Source organism: Kitasatospora sp. NPDC051164, from assembly GCF_044455625.1.
GTDB lineage: Bacteria > Actinomycetota > Actinomycetes > Streptomycetales > Streptomycetaceae > Kitasatospora.
In genome coordinates this window covers 1-17,265 of sequence record NZ_JBITFB010000078.1, presented here as the reverse complement: position 1 = coordinate 17,265, position 17,265 = coordinate 1, and the positions used below count along the sequence as shown (strand labels likewise).

Annotated in this window: 13 protein-coding genes; 7 read left to right on the top strand and 6 right to left on the bottom strand. The window is 73.7% G+C overall.

The window, feature by feature from the left end:
• Nucleotides 1–372 precede the first annotated feature (372 nt).
• A complete protein-coding gene (locus tag ACIBEC_RS46740) occupies nucleotides 373–1,794 on the top strand; it encodes an acyl-CoA synthetase (protein WP_360509809.1) in 1,422 nt (473 codons plus the stop codon).
• Nucleotides 1,795–2,150: 356 nt separating this feature from the next.
• Entirely contained in the window at nucleotides 2,151–3,026 is an 876-nt protein-coding gene (locus tag ACIBEC_RS46735; RefSeq protein WP_360509810.1) for a C40 family peptidase, read from the top strand.
• Between the two features lie 97 nt (nucleotides 3,027–3,123).
• Here the strand turns inward: ACIBEC_RS46735 and ACIBEC_RS46730 are convergent, their stop codons facing one another.
• Nucleotides 3,124–4,038: a PfkB family carbohydrate kinase gene (locus ACIBEC_RS46730; RefSeq protein ID WP_360509811.1), complete on the bottom strand. Its 915-nt coding sequence runs from the start codon at nucleotides 4,036–4,038 to the stop codon at nucleotides 3,124–3,126.
• A 402-nt stretch (nucleotides 4,039–4,440) separates the two neighbouring features.
• Between ACIBEC_RS46730 and ACIBEC_RS46725 the strand changes: the two genes are divergently transcribed.
• Together ACIBEC_RS46725 and ACIBEC_RS46720 are read left to right on the top strand one after the other, a co-directional pair.
• Entirely contained in the window at nucleotides 4,441–5,508 is a 1,068-nt protein-coding gene (locus ACIBEC_RS46725; protein WP_360509812.1) for an NUDIX domain-containing protein, read from the top strand.
• A gap of 120 nt (nucleotides 5,509–5,628) precedes the next feature.
• The gene (locus ACIBEC_RS46720) at nucleotides 5,629–6,465 is read left to right on the top strand and encodes a DUF4184 family protein (RefSeq protein ID WP_396290791.1); all 837 of its coding nucleotides are present in this window, start codon (nucleotides 5,629–5,631) and stop codon (nucleotides 6,463–6,465) included.
• On the opposite strand, the gene ACIBEC_RS46715 is transcribed toward ACIBEC_RS46720, so the two are convergent.
• The gene (locus ACIBEC_RS46715) at nucleotides 6,441–7,805 is read right to left on the bottom strand and encodes a dipeptidase (protein ID WP_360509814.1); all 1,365 of its coding nucleotides are present in this window, start codon (nucleotides 7,803–7,805) and stop codon (nucleotides 6,441–6,443) included. The two genes, ACIBEC_RS46720 and ACIBEC_RS46715, sit on opposite strands and share 25 nt — an antisense overlap.
• 221 nt (nucleotides 7,806–8,026) lie before the next feature.
• On the opposite strand from ACIBEC_RS46715, the gene ACIBEC_RS46710 reads away from it, so the two are divergent.
• Nucleotides 8,027–9,322 (top strand): geranylgeranyl reductase family protein, encoded by a 1,296-nt coding sequence (locus ACIBEC_RS46710; protein WP_396290789.1) that lies wholly within the window; start codon nucleotides 8,027–8,029, stop codon nucleotides 9,320–9,322.
• 187 nt (nucleotides 9,323–9,509) lie between these two features.
• On the opposite strand, the gene ACIBEC_RS46705 is transcribed toward ACIBEC_RS46710, so the two are convergent.
• Complete coding sequence (locus ACIBEC_RS46705; protein ID WP_360509815.1) at nucleotides 9,510–11,813, bottom strand: glycosyl hydrolase family 18 protein; 2,304 nt, start codon at nucleotides 11,811–11,813, stop codon at nucleotides 9,510–9,512.
• 250 nt (nucleotides 11,814–12,063) lie between these two features.
• Nucleotides 12,064–13,050 (bottom strand): helix-turn-helix domain-containing protein, encoded by a 987-nt coding sequence (locus ACIBEC_RS46700; protein ID WP_360509816.1) that lies wholly within the window; start codon nucleotides 13,048–13,050, stop codon nucleotides 12,064–12,066.
• A 113-nt stretch (nucleotides 13,051–13,163) separates the two neighbouring features.
• Here ACIBEC_RS46700 and ACIBEC_RS46695 point away from each other — a divergent pair, with 113 nt between their 5' ends.
• Nucleotides 13,164–14,606 carry an MFS transporter gene (locus ACIBEC_RS46695; RefSeq protein WP_360509817.1) on the top strand — a complete coding sequence of 481 codons (1,443 nt, stop codon included), beginning with the start codon at nucleotides 13,164–13,166 and terminating at the stop codon, nucleotides 14,604–14,606.
• 20 nt (nucleotides 14,607–14,626) lie between these two features.
• Here the strand turns inward: ACIBEC_RS46695 and ACIBEC_RS46690 are convergent, their stop codons facing one another.
• Both ACIBEC_RS46690 and ACIBEC_RS46685 read right to left on the bottom strand, forming a co-directional pair.
• Nucleotides 14,627–15,031 (bottom strand): RidA family protein, encoded by a 405-nt coding sequence (locus ACIBEC_RS46690; protein ID WP_360509818.1) that lies wholly within the window; start codon nucleotides 15,029–15,031, stop codon nucleotides 14,627–14,629.
• A gap of 64 nt (nucleotides 15,032–15,095) precedes the next feature.
• Nucleotides 15,096–15,974, bottom strand: coding sequence for an ATP-grasp domain-containing protein (locus tag ACIBEC_RS46685; protein ID WP_360509819.1), 879 nt, complete (start codon nucleotides 15,972–15,974; stop codon nucleotides 15,096–15,098).
• A gap of 332 nt (nucleotides 15,975–16,306) precedes the next feature.
• Here ACIBEC_RS46685 and ACIBEC_RS46680 point away from each other — a divergent pair, with 332 nt between their 5' ends.
• Nucleotides 16,307–17,080, top strand: coding sequence for an enoyl-CoA hydratase family protein (locus ACIBEC_RS46680; protein ID WP_360509820.1), 774 nt, complete (start codon nucleotides 16,307–16,309; stop codon nucleotides 17,078–17,080).
• Nucleotides 17,081–17,265 lie beyond the last annotated feature (185 nt).

The following is a 17,265-nucleotide window of genomic DNA, read 5'->3' as shown; positions in this document are numbered from 1 at the left end:
CGATCTTCGAGCTGGTCGACTACGGCGTGGTCGGCGACCTCTTCCAGGTGCTGCCGCAGCTCACCGCCGAGGTGAAGGCCCGCAAGGCCTGATCCCGCGGAAAGGTTCGGAGGGCGTGGCGCCGGGTGCTCGGTGCCACGCCCTCTGTCGTCCCCGGAGCACGGCGGGCGGGGCCACGGCCCGTAGAGTCGGCGCGAACGTGTGACGTGCGGGCATGAGTCGACCTCATGCCGGGGGGCATGAGGTGAGCTCATGGCCTGAACGCGTGACGTGCGACGGCATGAGGTGAGTTCATGGCCCGAACGCGTGACGTGCAGGACGTGCGTGACGTGACGTGACGCGACAGCGTGGGACGAGGGCGAGGACGGTGGCATGGCACTGCTGACGGCACTTCAGGGCGGTTTCGGCGACGCGGCGGACGCGCTGCGGATCGACGGCAGGGCGTTCTCCCGGGAGGAATTGCTGGGCGCGGCGACCGCCGTCGCGGACCGGGTGGCCGGTGCCCCCGCCCTGGCGGTGCTCGCCCGGCCCACCGTCGAGACGGTCACCGCCGTGGTCGGCGGCTTGCTGGCGGGCGTTCCGGTGGTGCCGCTGCCGCCCGACTCGGGCCCCAAGGAGCGCGAGCACATCCTGCGGGACTCGGGTGCGGCGCTGCTCGCGCACGCCGTCGGGGAGGCGCTGCCCGAGGGCGGTTCGGTGACGGGCCTGCCGGTCGACCCCCTGCAGCGCTCCGCCACCACGTACGCCGAGCCGGCCGCGGATTCGACCGGCTTCGTGCTCTACACCTCAGGCACCACCGGCGCGCCCAAGGGGGCGGTGATCCAGCGCGCGGCGATCGCCGCCGGCCTGGACGCCCTGGCCGCTGCCTGGCAGTGGACCGCCGAGGACACCCTGGCCCACGGCCTGCCGCTGTTCCACGTGCACGGGCTGCTGCTCGGCGTGCTCGGCGCCCTGCGCACCGGCAGCCGGCTGGTGCACACCGGGCGGCCCACCCCGGCGGGGTACGCGGCGGCCGGCGGCAGCCTGTACTTCGGCGTGCCCACCGTCTGGTCCCGGCTGGCGGCGGACCCGGAGGCGGCGGCCCGGCTGGCGTCGGCCCGGCTGTTGGTCTCCGGCAGCGCGCCGCTGCCCGTACTGGTGTTCGAGAAGCTGGCGGCGCTCACCGGGCACGCCCCGATCGAGCGGTACGGGATGACCGAGTCGCTGATCACCGTCAGCACCAGGGCGGACGGCGAGCGGCGCCCGGGCAGCGTGGGCCTGCCGCTGGAAGGGGTGCGCACCCGGCTGGTCGGCGAGGATGGCGCGCCGGTGCCGTGCGACGGGGAGACCGTCGGTGAGCTGCAGGTCTCCGGTCCGACGCTGTTCAGCGGCTACCTCAACCGGCCGGACGCCGACGCCGAGGCGTGGACGGCGGACGGCTGGTTCCGCACCGGCGACGTCGCGGTGATCGGGGCGGACGGGTTCCACCGGATCGTCGGCCGGGCCTCGGTGGACCTGATCAAGAGCGGCGGCTACCGGATCGGCGCGGGAGAGGTGGAGGCCGCGCTGCGCGACCACCCGTCGGTCGCCGACGCGGCGGTGGTCGGCGTGCCGGACGAGGACCTCGGTCAGGCGATCGTCGCGTACGTCATCCCGGACGGTGTCGTGACGGGGGAACAGCTGACGGCGTTTGTGGCGGAGCGGCTCTCGGTGCACAAGCGGCCCCGCCGGGTTGTGCTGGTGCCCGAACTGCCCAGGAACGCACTGGGAAAGGTGCTGAAGAAGCAGTTGCTGGCGGAGGCCGACGGCCGGTGATGAGGGGGCGTCGGATGCCTCCCCGGTGACGGGTGTTCACCCTGATGCGCCGTCGGTGCTGACCGCCCGTGACCCTCCCATTGGCGCACTCCACTGCGCGCCGTGAGCGGACGCGTGCCTACCGTGACGAGCAGGCAGAACTGAATCCCTGAGCGACACGCCGCGGCTTCCGGTCGCACGGCCGCAGGCCGCGGCACGTCGGGCGGGGATCTGCCGAGTCGTACGAACCGGTGTTGCCGGGGCGTACGGCGGGTTCGAAGCAGTTCCGCAGCCGCCCGTCCGGCGGTAGTCCGCAGCGATTCGCGGCGATCCGCAGCGATTCGCTGAGATCCGCAGCAGTGAAGGAAGTCAGCAGGATGACCACCGTCAACACCGGCGCACCGGATGCCGCCGACGAACCGACCGCGCAGCAGGTTGCTGCCACCGCCCGTTCCTCCCGTCCGTCCCGGGCCGCGCGGCTGCGCCGGGGGATAGGCATGGTGGCCGTGATCGCGACCGGAGCGGGTGTGCTCGGCCTCGGCACCGGTGTGAGCCCCGCGGTTGCCGAGACCGCGCCGGCGCACGCCGGGTGGGACGGCTCGCGGTACTGGTTCAAGAACAGTCAGGGACAGTGGCGCTGGACCTCGCACTACAGCGTGTACGTGGCGCGGACCGGGGGCGGGACGCAATCCGCGGCCAAGTCCTCGAGCGGCACGAAGTCGAGCGGGGGGATCAAGCAGGGCTGGGACGGCTCGCGCTACTGGTTCCGCAACAGCAAGGGCGAGTGGCGCTGGACCTCGCACTACGACATCTACCTGGCGCGGACCGGGGGCGGCTCCTCCTCCGGCTCCTCGGGCTCGGGTTCGTCCGGCGGCTCGGTGGCCGCGAACCCGGACGTCGAGACCGCCGTGCAGTACGCGCTCGCCCAGCTGGGCAAGCCGTTCCTGACGGCGGGCAACGGGCCGAACGGGTACGACTGCTCGGGCCTGGTGCAGCAGTCCTTCAAGCGCGGCGGCATCAGCCTGCCGCGGGTCGCCAACGACCAGTACGAGGCGACCACGCCGATCACGGCGAGTCAGCTGCGCCGCGGTGACCTGCTGTTCTGGTCGCCGGACGGGACCGCGCGGGGCATCCAGCACGTGGCGATCTACCTGGGCAACAACCAGTACGTCGAGGCCGCGCGGCCGGGGACCAACATCAGGATCTCGGGGATCAGCAGCGGCTACTACCCGGCGTACATGGGGCGGCCGTAGCGCGGTCGCGGGTTCGCGGGTCCGCACGTCGGGGGCGCCTGATCGGTTCGGGCGCCCCCGACGTGCGCCGTACCGGGGGCGGTCGTTCGACGCGCGGTCAGAGGTCCGTCGGGCGGGGGAGGGCACCGCGGGCGCCGAGGGCGGTGACGGCGAAGGCCCCGGCGGCGACGGCGGTGGCGGTCGCGGCGGGAAGGTCGGTGCCGCGCGCGAGTTCGGCGGCGAGGGCGCCGCAGAAGACGTCGCCCGCTCCGGTGGTGTCGACCACCCGGACAGCGGGGGCGGACAGCCGGCTCAACCGTCCGTCCGCGGCGACCAGGGCGCCGTCGCCGCCGAGGGTGATCACGACGCCCTCGGCCTGGGCGGTGAGGGCCCGGGCGGCTTCGGTGACGTCGGCGGCCCCGGTGAGCTGGCGGGCCTCGACGGCATTGGCGACGACCAGCGGACGGCGCCCGGTCGGGCCGACGTCGGGCAGGGTTCCCGCCGGGGCGGTGTTGTGCAGCCAGCGGGTGGCGCCGGAGGGCCCGGCGGCGGGCAGGGCGGCGGCGGTCGCGCGGATGCACGCTGCTGGGACCTCGTTGCTGGTGAGGACCACGTCGACAGGGAGCAGGCGGAGGCGCGCCAGGGCGGCGGTCACCTCGTCCGCGGTGAGGTGCGCGTTGGCGCCCGGGACGACGACGATGCTGTTCTCGCCGGAGGGGTCGACCAGGACGATCGCCTGACCGGTGGGCGCGTCGGGGTGCGTGAGCACGGCGCCCGTCTCGACCTCCGCGCCGTGCAGATCGGCGAGCGCCGCCTCGCCCTCGGCGTCGCGCCCGACCTTGGCGACCAGGTGCGTGGCCGCGCCCATCCGGGCCGCCGCCACCGCCTGGTTGGCGCCCTTGCCGCCGAAGCCCTGGGCGGCGGCGTCGGCGAGGACGGTCTCGCCGGGGGCGGGGAGCACGGGGCAGCGAAGGATCCGGTCGGTGTTGACCGATCCGATGACGACGACTCGGCCTACGGGCAGCAGCTTCATCGTTCCTCTGTACGTGCCGGGGCGCGGGCGTGGCAAGCAGGCGTGGCAAGCCGGTGGGGCGACCGGGGGGCGCCGGCTGGTGGGCGGGCCTGGGCAGGGTGTTGCCGGGGTGTGCGCGGCGGGCAGGCGCGCGTGGGACATCGGCCCGCCCGAGGTCCTGTGCGTGCGTGATGGTGAAGGGGTGCAATTTTGAGGTAGACCGGTCTGCATACTTCCGGTTGCAGGCGGCTGGCCTGGGCACATGCCGCTGTCACGGGGCAGACCGGGGCACGCGAGCGGGCGCGACGAGGAGGCATGGGGAGCGGCGTGGCGCGGGTACCACCACGGGTGGCGCTGGTTCGGCTGACGGGGGCGCTGCCCGGTGCGAACGGCATCGGGGGAAGTCGAGGGGCAGGGGACGTTGTGATCGTCTGGGTCAATGGCACATTCGGGGCGGGCAAGACGAGTGCCTGCCGCGAGCTGGTGGAACTGCTGCCCGGGAGCGTGCTCTTCGATCCCGAGCTGGTGGGCTTCGGTCTGCGCCGGATGCTCCCGGCCGACCGGCTGGCGACGGTGTCCGACTTCCAGGACCTGGCGGCCTGGCGTCGGCTCGTCCCCGAGACGGCGGCCGCGCTGCTCGAGGAGGTCGGGGGCCCGCTGGTGGTCCCGATGACCCTGCTCAGAGAGGACTACCGGGACGAGATCTTCGGCGACCTCGCCTCCCACGGGATCGCGGTGCACCACTTCGTGCTGGACCCCGAAGAAACGATCCTGCGTGAGCGCATCGCCCATCGCGAGGAGTGCCCGGGCGACCCGGAGGGCAGCGAACGGGTCCGCACCTGGTGCCTCGAGCACCTGCCCCGCTACCGCGCCGCCCGCCGCTGGCTGGTCGGGGACGCCCGGATGCTCGACACCGGCGAGCTCACGCCCCGGGAGACCGCCCTCCGGATCGCCGAGCTGGTCCGCGTCGGCGCCGCCCGCTGCCCGATCGTCCAGAGCCCGGACCCGACCGGGGACACCGTGGCCTCCGCCGTCCTGCTCTTCGACGAGCAGGACCGCGTCCTGCTCGTCGACCCCGTCTACAAGCCCGACTGGGACTTCCCCGGCGGCGTGGTCGAGCGCGGCGAGGCTCCCACCGACGCCGCCCTGCGCGAAACCGCCGAAGAGCTGGGCCTGCGCCTCGACCCGTCCGGGCTGCGCCTGCTCGCCGTCGACTGGGAGCCGCGCACCGGCCCGCGCCGCGGCGGCCTGCGGCTGATGTACGACGGCGGTCTGCTGGACGCAGCGGGCCGCCAGAGCCTGCTGCTGCAGCAGGAGGAGCTGCGCAGCTGGCGCTTCGTCACGCTGGACGAGTCCGCCGAACTGCTGCCCCCGAGCCGGTACCGGCGCCTGGCGGCCGCCCTGGACGCCCGGCGCAGTGGCGAGCTGCGGTACCTGGAGGCGGGGTGCCGGGTGGCCGTGGGGCTGGCGAGCGCGGCGGACGCGGCGTAGGCGGCGTAGGCGGGCGGGCGGTCGGCCGCGGTGTAGCCGCAACACTGGGGTCGCCGGGCGGTCGGGTTCGCCCGGCCACCGGGTTCGCCGGGCCGTCGGCGGGGGCGGGAGGATGGGGGCATGCCGTTCACGTTGAGCCACCCCGCCGCCGTCCTGCCCCTGCTGCGCCGCGCCGGGGTGCGTGGGCCGTTGGTCGCGTCGGCGCTGGTCGCCGGGTCGATGGCGCCAGACGTGCCGTTCTTCGCCGAGTCCCTGCTGCCCGGGGTGTACGCCCACGGTGGGCTGACGCACAGCTGGTGGGCGGTGCCGACGCTGGACGTGGCGATCGCCGGCGCGCTGGTGGCCGGCTGGCACGGGCTGCTGCGCGGACCGCTGGTCGCGCTGCTGCCCGAGCGGTGGGCCGGTGGTGCCGAGGCGCTGACGGTCCGGCGGTCCAGCACGGGTGCGGAGGCCGGTGCGGTCTGGTTCGCGGCGTCCGCGGCGATCGGCGCGGCCACCCACGTCGGCTGGGACGCGTTCACGCACGGCGGGCGGCTGGGCGTCCGGCTGCTGCCCGTACTGGACCGGTCGGTGGCCGGGGTGCCGATGTACGAGGCGCTGCAGTACGGCAGTTCGGCGCTCGCGCTGGCGGCGATGGGGGGTTGGGCGGCGCGCGCGGTGCGGGCGGTCGAACCGGTGCGGCCGGCCGTCGGGCTCGCGCCCCGGACGCGGCGGGCCGCCGTCGCGGTGCTGGGCGCGGCGACGGCGGCCGGGGTGCTGCACCGGCTCAGCCCGCTGAAGCGCAACCTGGTGCCGGAGGTCTGCTTCGGGGCCGGGGCCGGGCTCGCGGTGGGCGCCGTCGGGTACGCGGCGGTGGTGGCGGCCGCCCGCCGGTTGCGCGGCGGGCGGCCCGGACCGGGGGCCGCGAGCGGCAGCCCCCGGCCCGACGTCCGTCAGACGGAGCGCAGTTCGGCGTAGCGGCGGAGGAAGAGGGCCTCGGTGAGGGCCATCCGCTCCAGTTCCTGCGGGTCGAGGCTCTCGTTGACCGCGTGGATCTGGGCGGTCGGCTCCTCGACGCCGATCAGCACGATCTCGGCCTGCGGGTAGAGCGTGCGCAGCGTGTTGCAGAGCGGGATCGAGCCGCCCTGGCCGGAGGCGACCATCCCGGTGCCGAAGGCCTCGGCCATGGCCTCGCCCATCGCCTCGTACGCCGGGCCGCTGGTGTCGGCGCGGAACGGGGCGCCGGAGCCCTGGCGCCGGACGGTGAGCCGGGCACCGAGCGGGACCTTCGCCTCCAGGTGGGCCACCAGCGCGTCCTGGGCGGCGGAGGCGTCCATGCCCGGCGGGACGCGCACGCTGATCAGGGCCTTGGCGGCGGCCTGGACGGAGGAGGTCGCGCCGATCACCGGCGGGGCGTCGATGCCGAGGACGGTGACGGCCGGGCGGGCCCAGAGGCGGTCACCGATGCTGCCGGTGCCGGTCAGGGCGACGCCGTCGAGCACCTTGGCGTCGGCGCGGAACTGCTCCTCCGGGTACTGCACGCCCTCCCAGGTCTGGTCGGTGTTCAGCCCGGCGACCGAGACGTCGCCGTTCTCGTCGTGCAGCGACGCGAGGATCCGGACCAGGGACTGCAGCGCGTCCGGGGCGGCGCCGCCGAACGCGCCGGAGTGCAGGTTGCCGGCCAGGGTGGTGACCGAGGCCTCGACCACGGTCATGCCGCGCAGCGAGGCGGTCACCGTGGGCAGGCCCGCGGCGAAGTTGCCGGTGTCGCCGATGACGATGGCGTCGGCGGTGAGCAGCTCGGGGTGCGCCTCGGCGTAGCGCTCCAGGCCGCCGGTGCCCTGCTCCTCCGAGCCCTCCACGATGATCTTCAGACCGACCGGATAACCGTCCCCGTACACCTGGCGCAGCGCCCGCAGGGCGGTCAGGTGCATCAGGATGTTGCCCTTGCAGTCGGCGGCGCCGCGCCCGTACCAGCGGCCGTCACGCTCGGTCAGTTCGAAGGCGGGGCTGAGCCAGGCGTCCTCGTCGAGCGGGGGCTGGACGTCGTAGTGCGAGTAGAGCAGGACGGTCGGCGCGCCCTCGGGGCCGGGCAGCTCGGCGTAGACGGACTGGGTGCCGTCCGGTGTGTCGAGCAGCCGGACGTTGGTCAGGCCCTCGGCGGCGAAGGCGTCGGCGACCCAGAGCGCGGCCTTCTCGCACTCCTCGACCGGGAACTGGCGCGGGTCGGCGACCGACGGGAAGGCGACCAGCTCGGCGAGGTCGGTGCGGGCACGGTCCATCAGGGACCGGACGGCGTCGGCCAGGGGCTGTGACATCGGGGCTCCGAAGGGATGGGTCCGCCCGCGGGGTGCTGCGGGCGGAGGGGGCTGTTGGGGTACCGCCGATCATAGGGGGAGCGGAATCGGGGCCCCGGGGGCCGGGCACCCGACCGGCCGGGTGCTCGGCCCCCGGGACGGCGGATGGGGGCGAAGCCGTGCGGCGGGCTTCGGGTGGCGCGGCGTCCGGCGGGGCGGGCGGACGCATAGGATTGCTCGACGTGACTGACTCCGGAAGCTCCGATTCCCGTAGCGAACTCGACAGCCCGCTCGACAGCCCGCACGACGGGACGGCCGCTCCGCTCGACGGGACGGCAACGCCGCTCGACGACGCGGCCTCGCCGCCGGACGGCGTCTGGGACGTCGTGGTGGTCGGCGCCGGACCGGCGGGCGCCTCGGCCGCGCACGCCGCCGCCGTTCAGGGCCGCCGCGTGCTGCTGCTCGACAAGGCCGAGCACCCCCGCTACAAGACCTGTGGCGGCGGCATCATCGGCCCCTCCCGGGACAGCCTGCCGCCGGACTTCCGGCTGCCGCTGCAGGACCGGGTGTACGCCGTCACCTTCGCGTACGACGGGCGGTTCACCCGGACGCGGCGTTCTCAGCGGATGCTGTTCGGCCTGGTCAACCGGGACGAGTTCGACCTGCGCCTGGTTCAGGCGGCCAAGGCGGCCGGGGCGGTGCTGGTCACCGGAGTGACCGTCACCGGTGTCGAGCAGCGCGGCGGCGAGCACCGGACCGCGCTGGTGACGGCGGCCGACGGGCGCACGTTCGAGGCCCGCGCGGTGGTCGGCGCGGACGGCAGCGCGAGCCGGATCGCCCGGCACGTCGGCGTCACCTTCGACCAGATCGACCTCGGCCTGGAAGCGGAGATCCCGGTGCCCCCGCAGGTCGCCGCCGACTGGGCGGGCCGGATCCACCTCGACTGGGGCCCGCTGACCGGCAGTTACGGCTGGGTGTTCCCGAAGACCGAGACCAGCAGCCTGACCGTCGGCGTCATCTCGGCGCGCGGCGACGGCGAGCGGACCAAGCAGTACCTCGCCGACTACATCCGGCGGCTGGGCCTGTCCGGCTTCACCCCCAGGGTCGAATCCGGGCACCTGACCCGCTGCCGGGCCGAGGACTCGCCGCTCTCCCGCGGCCGGGTGCTGGTCGCCGGCGACGCGGCCGGACTGCTGGAACCGTGGACCCGCGAGGGCATCTCGTACGCGCTGCGCTCGGGCCGACTGGCCGGCGAGTGGGCGGTGAAGGTCGCCGAGGCGGGCAACGCGGCTGCGGTGCGGCGCGAGGCGCTGAACTACGCCTTCGCCATCAAGGCCGGGCTGGGAGTGGAGATGCGCGCGGGCAAGCAGCTGCTGGGCGCCTTCGAGCGGCGGCCGTACCTGTTCCACGCGGCGGTCTGCCTGGTGCCGGCGGCCTGGCGGGCCTTCGCCCGGACCACCCAGGGGCACACCACCTTCTCCCAGGTGCTGCGGCAGTACCGGGCGGCGCGGAAGCTGACGTCCATGGCGTCGCGGTAGGGCCGTCGGGCCGTCGGGTTGTAGGGCGGTCGGGTTGTAGGGCCGTCGGGCCGTTGGGCCGATGTGGGGCCGGTGCTCCTCCCGGGTGGAGGGGCGCCGGCCCCGTTTGCTTGCGTGGTGGGCTAGTTGTTTCGACTGGTGAGCCTGGGGGCGGGCGTCCGGGCGGGCGTCCGGGCGGGCGTGTGGGTCACTTCAGCCCGGTGTCGAGGGCGGTCATGAGCGTGCCGGACGGGGTGTCGCCGGACATCTCCCAGATCATGCCGCCGAGCAGGTTCTTCGACTTGAGGTAGGCCGTCTTCCGGGCGATCGACCAAGCGTCGTCGAAGGTCCACCACTGGCCGCCGGCTCCCGTGTAGCCGTACGTCGCCATGGACTTGGGATCGTGGTAGACGGTGAGGCCGGAGACGCCGGTGATCAGGTTGTGGTACCCGCGCGTGCCGGCCTCCTCGGCGAACTGGCCCGGTGCGGCGCCGCCCGCGGACTGCCAGACCCCCTTCGCACCGCCGTCCGCCACGCCCTGCCAGCCGCGCCCGTAGAACGGGAAGCCGATGGTGAGCTTGCGCGGGTTGACCCCGGCGCCGAGGTAGGTCCGGACGGCCGCGTCCACGCTGAAGTGGACGTCGTACGGGTCGTTCGGGTCCTGGTAGAGGTTGGCCTGGTGGCCCGTGCGGTTGGGCTCCCAGGAGTTGTCGCTGCCCGAGCCGTGGAAGTCGTAGCCCTGGACGTTGGCGATGTCCAGTGAGCCGAAGATCCTGCTCAGGTCCCAGCCCGCGGCGACCTTCGCCGGGTCGGCCGGGGTGAAGGCGGTGAGCAGCTTGTGCGAGCCGCCCGACGCGTCGAGCTGCTTGCGGAATTCGGCCAGCAGCAGGGTCAGGTTGGCCTTGTCGTCGGCGCTCCAGTGGTTGCCGGCGTGGCCGTCGCCGGAGCCGGGCCACTCCCAGTCGAGGTCGATGCCGTCGAAGATCCCGGCCGCCACGCCGTCACCGCCGGCGCCGTTGTAGACCGGCAGGTTGCCCTTGATCCAGGTGTCGACGCAGGACTTGACGAACTTCTGGCGGGAGGCGTCGGTGGCGGCGACGTCCGAGAAGTACTTGGAGTAGGTCCAGCCGCCGAGCGAGACGACCACCTTCAGGTTCGGGTACTTGGCCTTGAGCTTCTTCAACTGGTTGAAGTTGCCGCGGAGTTTGCCCCAGCCGTCGTCGGCAACGCCGTCCACCGACTGGTCGGCGCTCATCGGTCGGGCGTAGTCGGCGTCGGCGTCACCGGCTCCGGTGCCCTGGTCCGGGTCCTGCGGGTTGGCGGTGGTGCCCTTGGTGACACCCGAGAGACAGGTCAGGTTGACCGGATCGATGTTCTCGAAGGCGTAGTTGATGACGTCGAGTTTGGCAGCGCTGCCCGAGGTGTCGAGGTTCTTGGCGAAGTACTGGCGGCCGTAGATGCCCCACTGGACGAAGTAGCCGACCCGGGCGTACTTCCCGGCGCCGACCAGGTCCGAGGTGGTGGCGGTGAGCGGGGCGGAGGCGGGCGAGACGTTGTCGGCGGCGTCGCGGGCCTTCACGGTGAAGGTGTAGGTGGTGGACGGCGAGAGGCTGCCGACGGTCGCGGTCAGCGTCTTGCCGGTGACCGTCGCCACCGGGGCGCCGCCCTGGTAGACGTCGTACGCGGCGACCCGGACGTTGTCGGCCGCGGCGTTCCAGGCGAGCGTCACGTCCATCGAACTGACGGCCGTGGTGCGGAGGTTGGTCGGCGCGGTGGGCGGGACGGGGTCGGTGGACGGGTCGAAGGTGGCGCCGGTGACGGGCACGCTGAGCGGACCGGCGTTGCCGCGGCTGTCCTTGGCACGGACGGTCAGGGTGTAGGAGGTGGCCGGGATGAGGCCGGTGACCAGGGCGCCGGTGGTCGGGCCGGAGGCGAGGACGGTGCTGCCGTTCAGCACGTCGTACGAGGCGACCGGGAAGTCCCCGCCGGTGGCGGCCGGCCAGCTCAGGGCCAGCGTGTGCGCGGTGGACTCGCTGACCGTCGGGGCGCCCGGGGCGGACGGCGGGACATCCGGGGTGCCGTCGCACTTGTCGCCGTTGATACGGCAGTTGAGCGGGGTGGAGGCCGGGCCGCTACCGACGAACCAGAAGCTGTACGGCTCGGTGATGCTGTGGGCGTTGACGGTGGAGTTGTAGAACGCGGCGGTCGCGGTGACGTGCCGTCCGTTGACGGTGGCGGTGCCGTTGTAGCTGTTGCCGATGGTGACGCCCGCCGGGAGGTCGAACTCCAGGGTCCAGCCGGACACCGCGGTCGCGTTGTCGTTGTGGACGATGTAGGTGCCCTGCCACCAGGAGCCGTTGTCGGCGGTGGTGAAGGTGGCGGTGAGCTTTCCGGCGGCGTTCGCCGGGGCGGCCAGCACGGTGAGCGTGGCGAGGGGGAGGAGCCGGACGCTGAGCAGTGCGAGCAGTCTGCTGCGCACGCGTGGGCGTCCGGCCCGGGATCGAGCGGACATGGTTCTCCCTGTGACTGTGGGGGTTGGAACAGGGTGATGTAGAACCGGGGGTGATACGTGTGCGATCGGCGCTTGCGCCGTGGGGGGCGGGGGCATGGGCACTGTAGGAGGACTGGACCAATGCGTCAACAGGTCTGTACCACTGGGTGGCGGGCGGCGGATGACAGAGTTCAATATCTGTTATCTGTTTGCTGTCGTCTGTTCGTTGTCGCCCGTTATCCGTTATCCGTTATCCGTCGTCCGTCGGCTGTTATCTGTTCGCCCCTGTCAGCTGGTCCCCGAGCGGGCTGCGCCGATACAGCACCGAGCGGCCGTGCCGGGCCCGGGTGACCAGGCCGGTGGCGGCGAGGACCGACAGGTGCTGGCTGACCGCGCCAGGAGTGACGCCGAGGCGGTAGGCGAGCTCGGTGGTCGAGGCGGGCTCGGCGAGCATGGCCAGCAGTCGCGCCTTCGGGGCGCCGACCAGAGCCTCCACGGCCTGCGGCGCCACCGGCGCGCCCCGGCCGGCCATGCCCGCCTGCCCGCGCGCCGGGTAACTGATCTGTGGCGCACGGTCGTTGCTGATCATCGTGATCGCGCCACGAACGAAGAAGGTCGGGCAGAGCACGAGGCCACGCCCGTCCACGGGGGTCTCCACGTCCCCGTTCGCCCAGTCCCGGCTGATCGACAGCACGCCGTTCGCCCAGTGGAGCCGGTGGTCCAGGTCGGCGAAGAGGGCAGCCGCGCCGTGGCGGGCGAGCAACCGGGCGCGGTGGACCAGATCGGCCTCCAGTACCACGCGGGCATGCGGCCACCAGGTGGGCGCGAGACATACCTCCCAGTACTCCTCCAGCGCGTCGGCGATCCGCGCCAACAGCCGCTCCGGGGCGGCCAGTCCGGCGGAGAGCTCGGCGGGCAGCGGCCGGCCGTGCGAGCGGAAGGTCTGTTCCAGTTCGGCGCGCAACTGTTCCGGCGGAAACGCGCGGACGACGGCGAGCTCGGAGCGGAAGTCGGGGGAGGGGGAGGACGGGCGGGGCGTCAGGAAGTCCGGGACGAAGCGGTTCTCGGCGACGAGCGAGAGCAGTAGCCGGGAGTCCAGCCGTTCGAAGGCGGGCCTGAGCTGTTCGAAGGTCCGGGTCTGGAGGTGGTAGACGCCTGGGTGGGTCCACATCCGCAGGCTGAGCACGGCCTCGTGGATCGGGGAGGCGGCGAACCAGGTGGTGGCGAGGTCGGCCAGACGGAGGGTGAACCGGTGCACGAGGGCGGTGTGTCCTTCTCTTCGGACCTGGCCGGGGGTGGGGAGTCCGGCTTCGGATTTAGCCAGAGCCTAAAGGAGTACCGAGACCGCGTCGGCGGCGGTGGGATCGTCACATGACCACCCCGACGGCGGAGTCCTCCGCACCTTCCCCGGCCGTGCCGGAAAACGCCGGTGCCACCGGAGCCGTCGCCGCTGTGCAGCGGCGCCTGCACCCCGACCCGACGGTCCGTCGACTGGCCGGGATCACCCTCGTGAACACGCTGGGCAACGGACTCTCCCTCTCCGTCGCGGTGCTGTTCTTCACCCGGGTGCTCGGTCTGAGCGCCGCCCAGCTGGGTCTCGGGATGACCGCCGCCGGCCTGTGCGGGGTCGCCGCGAGCGTGCCGGCCGGCCGGGCCGCCGACCGCTGGGGCGCCCGGCGGGTGCTGGTGGTGCTGGTGTCGGCGCAGGCGGTCGGCACCGCCGGGTATGCGCTGGTACACAGCTACCCGGCCTTCGTGGCACTGGCCTGCCTGGTCTCCGCCGTCGACCGGGGCTCCGCCGCCGCACGGAACGCGCTCTACGCCCAGGTGCTGCCCGCCGACCGTCGGGTGGCGGGCCGGGCGCACCTGCGGGTGGTGACCAACATCGGGATCTGCCTGGGTACGGGCCTCGGTGCGATCGCACTGCAGGTCGACACCCGGCCGGTCTACCTGACGGCGATCCTGGCCGATGCCGCCTCCTTCGTGGCCGTTGCCGTGCTGTTCCACCGCCTCGTGGTTCCGCAGCGTCCGCGGGTGGCCGAAGCACCGGTGGCCGAAGCACCGGTGGCCGAAGGGCCGATGGTCGAAGGGCCGGTGGTCGGGGCGTCGGCGGCCGAAACGTCGGCGTCCGACCCGTCGGCGAAGACCGGCATCCCGGACCCGTCGGACCCCTCGGCCAAGGGCGTCAAGCAGGGCCGACAGCGGAACCCGGCGCTGCGGGACGGCCCGTTCCTGGCCGTGACGGCGCTGAACGCCCTGCTCTGCCTGCAGTTCGCCGTTCTGGAGGTCGGCGTGCCGCTCTGGATCGTCCAGGAGACCGACGCGCCGCGGATCACCGTCGCGGGCACCCTGATCGTCAACACCCTGCTGGTGATCACCCTGCAGGTACGGGCCACCCGGGGCACCGAGGAGCGGACGGGGGCCGCCCGGGCCTGCGGGCGCGCCGGACTGGTGCTCGCCGCCTCCTGCCTGGTCGTCTCCCTGGCGCACGGCCTGCCCGCGATCGCCGCGGCCGTGGTGGTGCTGGGCGGGATCGCGCTGCAGTCGCTCGGTGAGGTGGTCGCCCAGGCGGGCGGCTGGGCACTCAGCTACGACCTCGCGGGCGAGCGCGACCACGGCGCCTACCAGGGCGTGTTCAACGCGGGGATGGCGGCGGCGATGATGGCCGGTCCGGCGCTGGTCAGCACCCTGGTGATCGGGTACGGCATGGTCGGCTGGGTCGTCCTGGGCGCGGTGCTGGCGGCGGCCGGCCTGGCGATGCGTCCCGCCGTCCGGTGGGCCGGCCGGCGGGACGCGAGGCTCGGGGCCGCGTGAGACCCGGTGGCTCCGCCCGTCTACTCGGGGAGGACCGCCAGGGCCTCGATCTCGATCAGCACGTCGGGCCTGAACAGCGCCACCACCTGCATCGCGGACGCGGCCGGCAGGGGCAGGGCGCCCAGGTACTCGTCGCGGGCTTCGCGGATGGCCGCAAGGTAGGCGATGTCCGTCATGAAGAAGGTGAACTTCACGACGTGCTCGAACCCGGCCCCGGCAGCGGCCAGGCAGCGTCGGAGGTTCTCGAAGACCTGCCGCGCCTGCGCCTTCGGGTCTCCCACGCCGACCAGGTTCCGCTGCTCGTCGAAGGCGACCTGGCCGGACACCTGGACCAGTCGCCCGGTGCCGGTCACGACCTGGGTGTAGCCGGTCCCGGGCGCGACCCCGGGCGGTTCGGTGAGGTGGGTGAGGTGAGAGGTGGTCATGCCGCGGATCTTGGGCCATGATCCCCAGGGGCCGCAAGCCCGGGCTGCGTACGACCGCCCGGCCTCAGCGCACCACCTCGGGCAGTTCGCGCAGGAACGGACGGTCGGTGGAGGGGAGTTGGGCGGCCGGTCCGCCCGAGCGCAGCACCACATCGAGGATGGCGTCCGGGTCGGCGGCGTAACCACCGCTGGCCCAGGCGGCGTTGGCCTCCACCACGGCCCAACGGCCGTTCTCCGTCAGCCCGACGTCCACCACGGCGGCGCTCGGCAACGGCGCCTCCGCCGCGGAAGCGGCCAGGACATCGCGGGTGAACGCGAGCACCTCGGCGGACCTTCCGTCGGGCACCTCGGCAGACATACCGGCGGGCACCTCGGCGGCCTCCCCGGCAGACGTACCGTCGGGCACCCCGGCGGCTACCAGGGGCGCGACGGACAGCTCGCCGTCCACCGCGTACCGCGAGCCCGCCCGCACCGCGCCGTCCAGTACGAACAGCCGGTACTCCGCGCCGAACCGCACCACCTCGCTCACCAGCACCGGGATGTCACCGTCCAGCACCGCGGGCCCGGGCAGCGCGCTGCCGTCGGGGTAGACCCGGGCGGCGAACAGCTTGTCCACCGGCGGCTTGACGAAGGCCGGGCGCCGCAGCCGACGCGCCTCGGCCAGGGTGGTGGAGGTGACCCGGCGCCCGGTCAGGGCGAGCGGCAGCCGGGTCAGCCAGTCGGCGGCCGGCTCCAACAGGCCGAGTCCGAGCTCCCGCCCGACGGCGTCGCCGAACAGCGGCCCGCCGTACACGTGCACCCGCGTGCCGAGCAGCTCGCGCGGGGCCTGCCAGGACGTCGCGACGCACGCCCGCAGGCCGCGGCGTCCGGCGGAGGTGCGCAGCTGGAGACCCGTCTCGTTGATACGCGGTGCGATGAGCAGGACGGGGGTGTCGGTGGTCATGGCGACGATGCTGTCGTGGACGAGGCGGCCGTGACCATCGGATTCCGGCCTCTGTGCGCGATCCGTCCGCTTCGGCCGCGCGGACGGTCGGTTCCGGTGCCGCGGCGGGTCGGTCCTGGTCGGAGGACGGTCACCCTGGGCGAAGTACGGGTCGGCTCCGGCCGGGCGGCGGGCCGGCTCCGTCACCGGTTCCGCACGCGGAGCCGTGGGCGCGGCAGGTTGGCTCTGGCCGAGGGGCGGGTGGGCATGCCAGAGTCGTCCGGGCGCGGTCCGGGCACCCCGGACCGCGCCCGCAGTCCGACCCACCCTCAGCCGGAAGGCAGGCCCCGCCGATGACCAGCGCCGAGCCCCTCGTCCGCGTCAGCACCGCCGACGCCGTCACCACGCTCACCCTCGACTCGCCGCACAACCGCAACGCGCTCTCCACCCGCCTGATGGCCGAGCTGCACGCCGGGCTGGCGGCGGCCGCGGCCGACCCGGAGGTCCGCGCCGTGGTGCTCGGGCACACCGGCAAGGTGTTCTGCGCGGGCGCGGACCTCTCCGAGGCGACCGGCGCGGACCCGACGGTCGGCCCGCGCGGCCTGGTCGAGCTGCAGCGGGCGATCGTGGACTGCACGAAGCCGGTGATCGCCGTCATCGACGGGCACGTCCGGGCGGGCGGCCTCGGCCTGGTCGGCGCGGCGGACCTCGCCATCGCCGGACCGGCCTCGACCTTCGCCTTCACCGAGGTCCGGCTCGGCCTCGCGCCCGCCGTCATCTCGCTGCCGCTGCGCCCCAAGCTGGAGCCGCGCGCCGCCTCCCGCTACTACCTCACCGGCGAGGTCTTCGACGCCGCCGAGGCCGCCCGGATCGGCCTGATCACCAGCGCCACTGCGTCCGCCGAGGACACCGGCGTCGTGCTGAAGGGCCTGCTGGACGCGCTGCGCCAGGGCTCCCCGCAGGGGCTGGCGGAGTCGAAGCGGCTGGCCAACGCCGACGTGGTGCGCTCCTTCGAGCGCGACGCCGACGAGCTGGTGGAGCTGTCGGCACGGCTGTTCGGCTCGGCGGAGGCGCAGGAGGGCATGCGGGCGTTCCTGGAGAAGCGGCCCGCGCGCTGGGTGCGCTGACTGCCGGGTTCGACGAGCGCCAGGTTCGATGAGCGCCACGACGGCGTCCGGGGCGTCGCGACCGAGTCCCGGGCGTCTCGGGGGTCGCGACTAGCTGTACTGACCACAGAGGTTGGTGACGGGGTTCACAGGCGGGTGATCTTGAAATGAGTGAGGGCCTTCTGGCTCGGTGTGGATTGCGACAT

What these genes read in the sequence shown, in the direction of transcription:
- ACIBEC_RS46740 (WP_360509809.1), top strand. Translation starts at nt 373, where the DNA reads ATGGCACTGCTGACGGCACTTCAGGGCGGTTTCGGCGACGCGGCGGAC.
- ACIBEC_RS46735 (WP_360509810.1), top strand. Translation starts at nt 2,151, where the DNA reads ATGACCACCGTCAACACCGGCGCACCGGATGCCGCCGACGAACCGACC.
- ACIBEC_RS46730 (WP_360509811.1), bottom strand. Translation starts at nt 4,038, where the DNA reads ATGAAGCTGCTGCCCGTAGGCCGAGTCGTCGTCATCGGATCGGTCAAC.
- ACIBEC_RS46720 (WP_396290791.1), top strand. Translation starts at nt 5,629, where the DNA reads ATGCCGTTCACGTTGAGCCACCCCGCCGCCGTCCTGCCCCTGCTGCGC.
- ACIBEC_RS46715 (WP_360509814.1), bottom strand. Translation starts at nt 7,805, where the DNA reads ATGTCACAGCCCCTGGCCGACGCCGTCCGGTCCCTGATGGACCGTGCC.
- ACIBEC_RS46705 (WP_360509815.1), bottom strand. Translation starts at nt 11,813, where the DNA reads ATGTCCGCTCGATCCCGGGCCGGACGCCCACGCGTGCGCAGCAGACTG.
- ACIBEC_RS46695 (WP_360509817.1), top strand. Translation starts at nt 13,164, where the DNA reads ATGACCACCCCGACGGCGGAGTCCTCCGCACCTTCCCCGGCCGTGCCG.
- ACIBEC_RS46690 (WP_360509818.1), bottom strand. Translation starts at nt 15,031, where the DNA reads ATGACCACCTCTCACCTCACCCACCTCACCGAACCGCCCGGGGTCGCG.
- ACIBEC_RS46685 (WP_360509819.1), bottom strand. Translation starts at nt 15,974, where the DNA reads ATGACCACCGACACCCCCGTCCTGCTCATCGCACCGCGTATCAACGAG.
- ACIBEC_RS46680 (WP_360509820.1), top strand. Translation starts at nt 16,307, where the DNA reads ATGACCAGCGCCGAGCCCCTCGTCCGCGTCAGCACCGCCGACGCCGTC.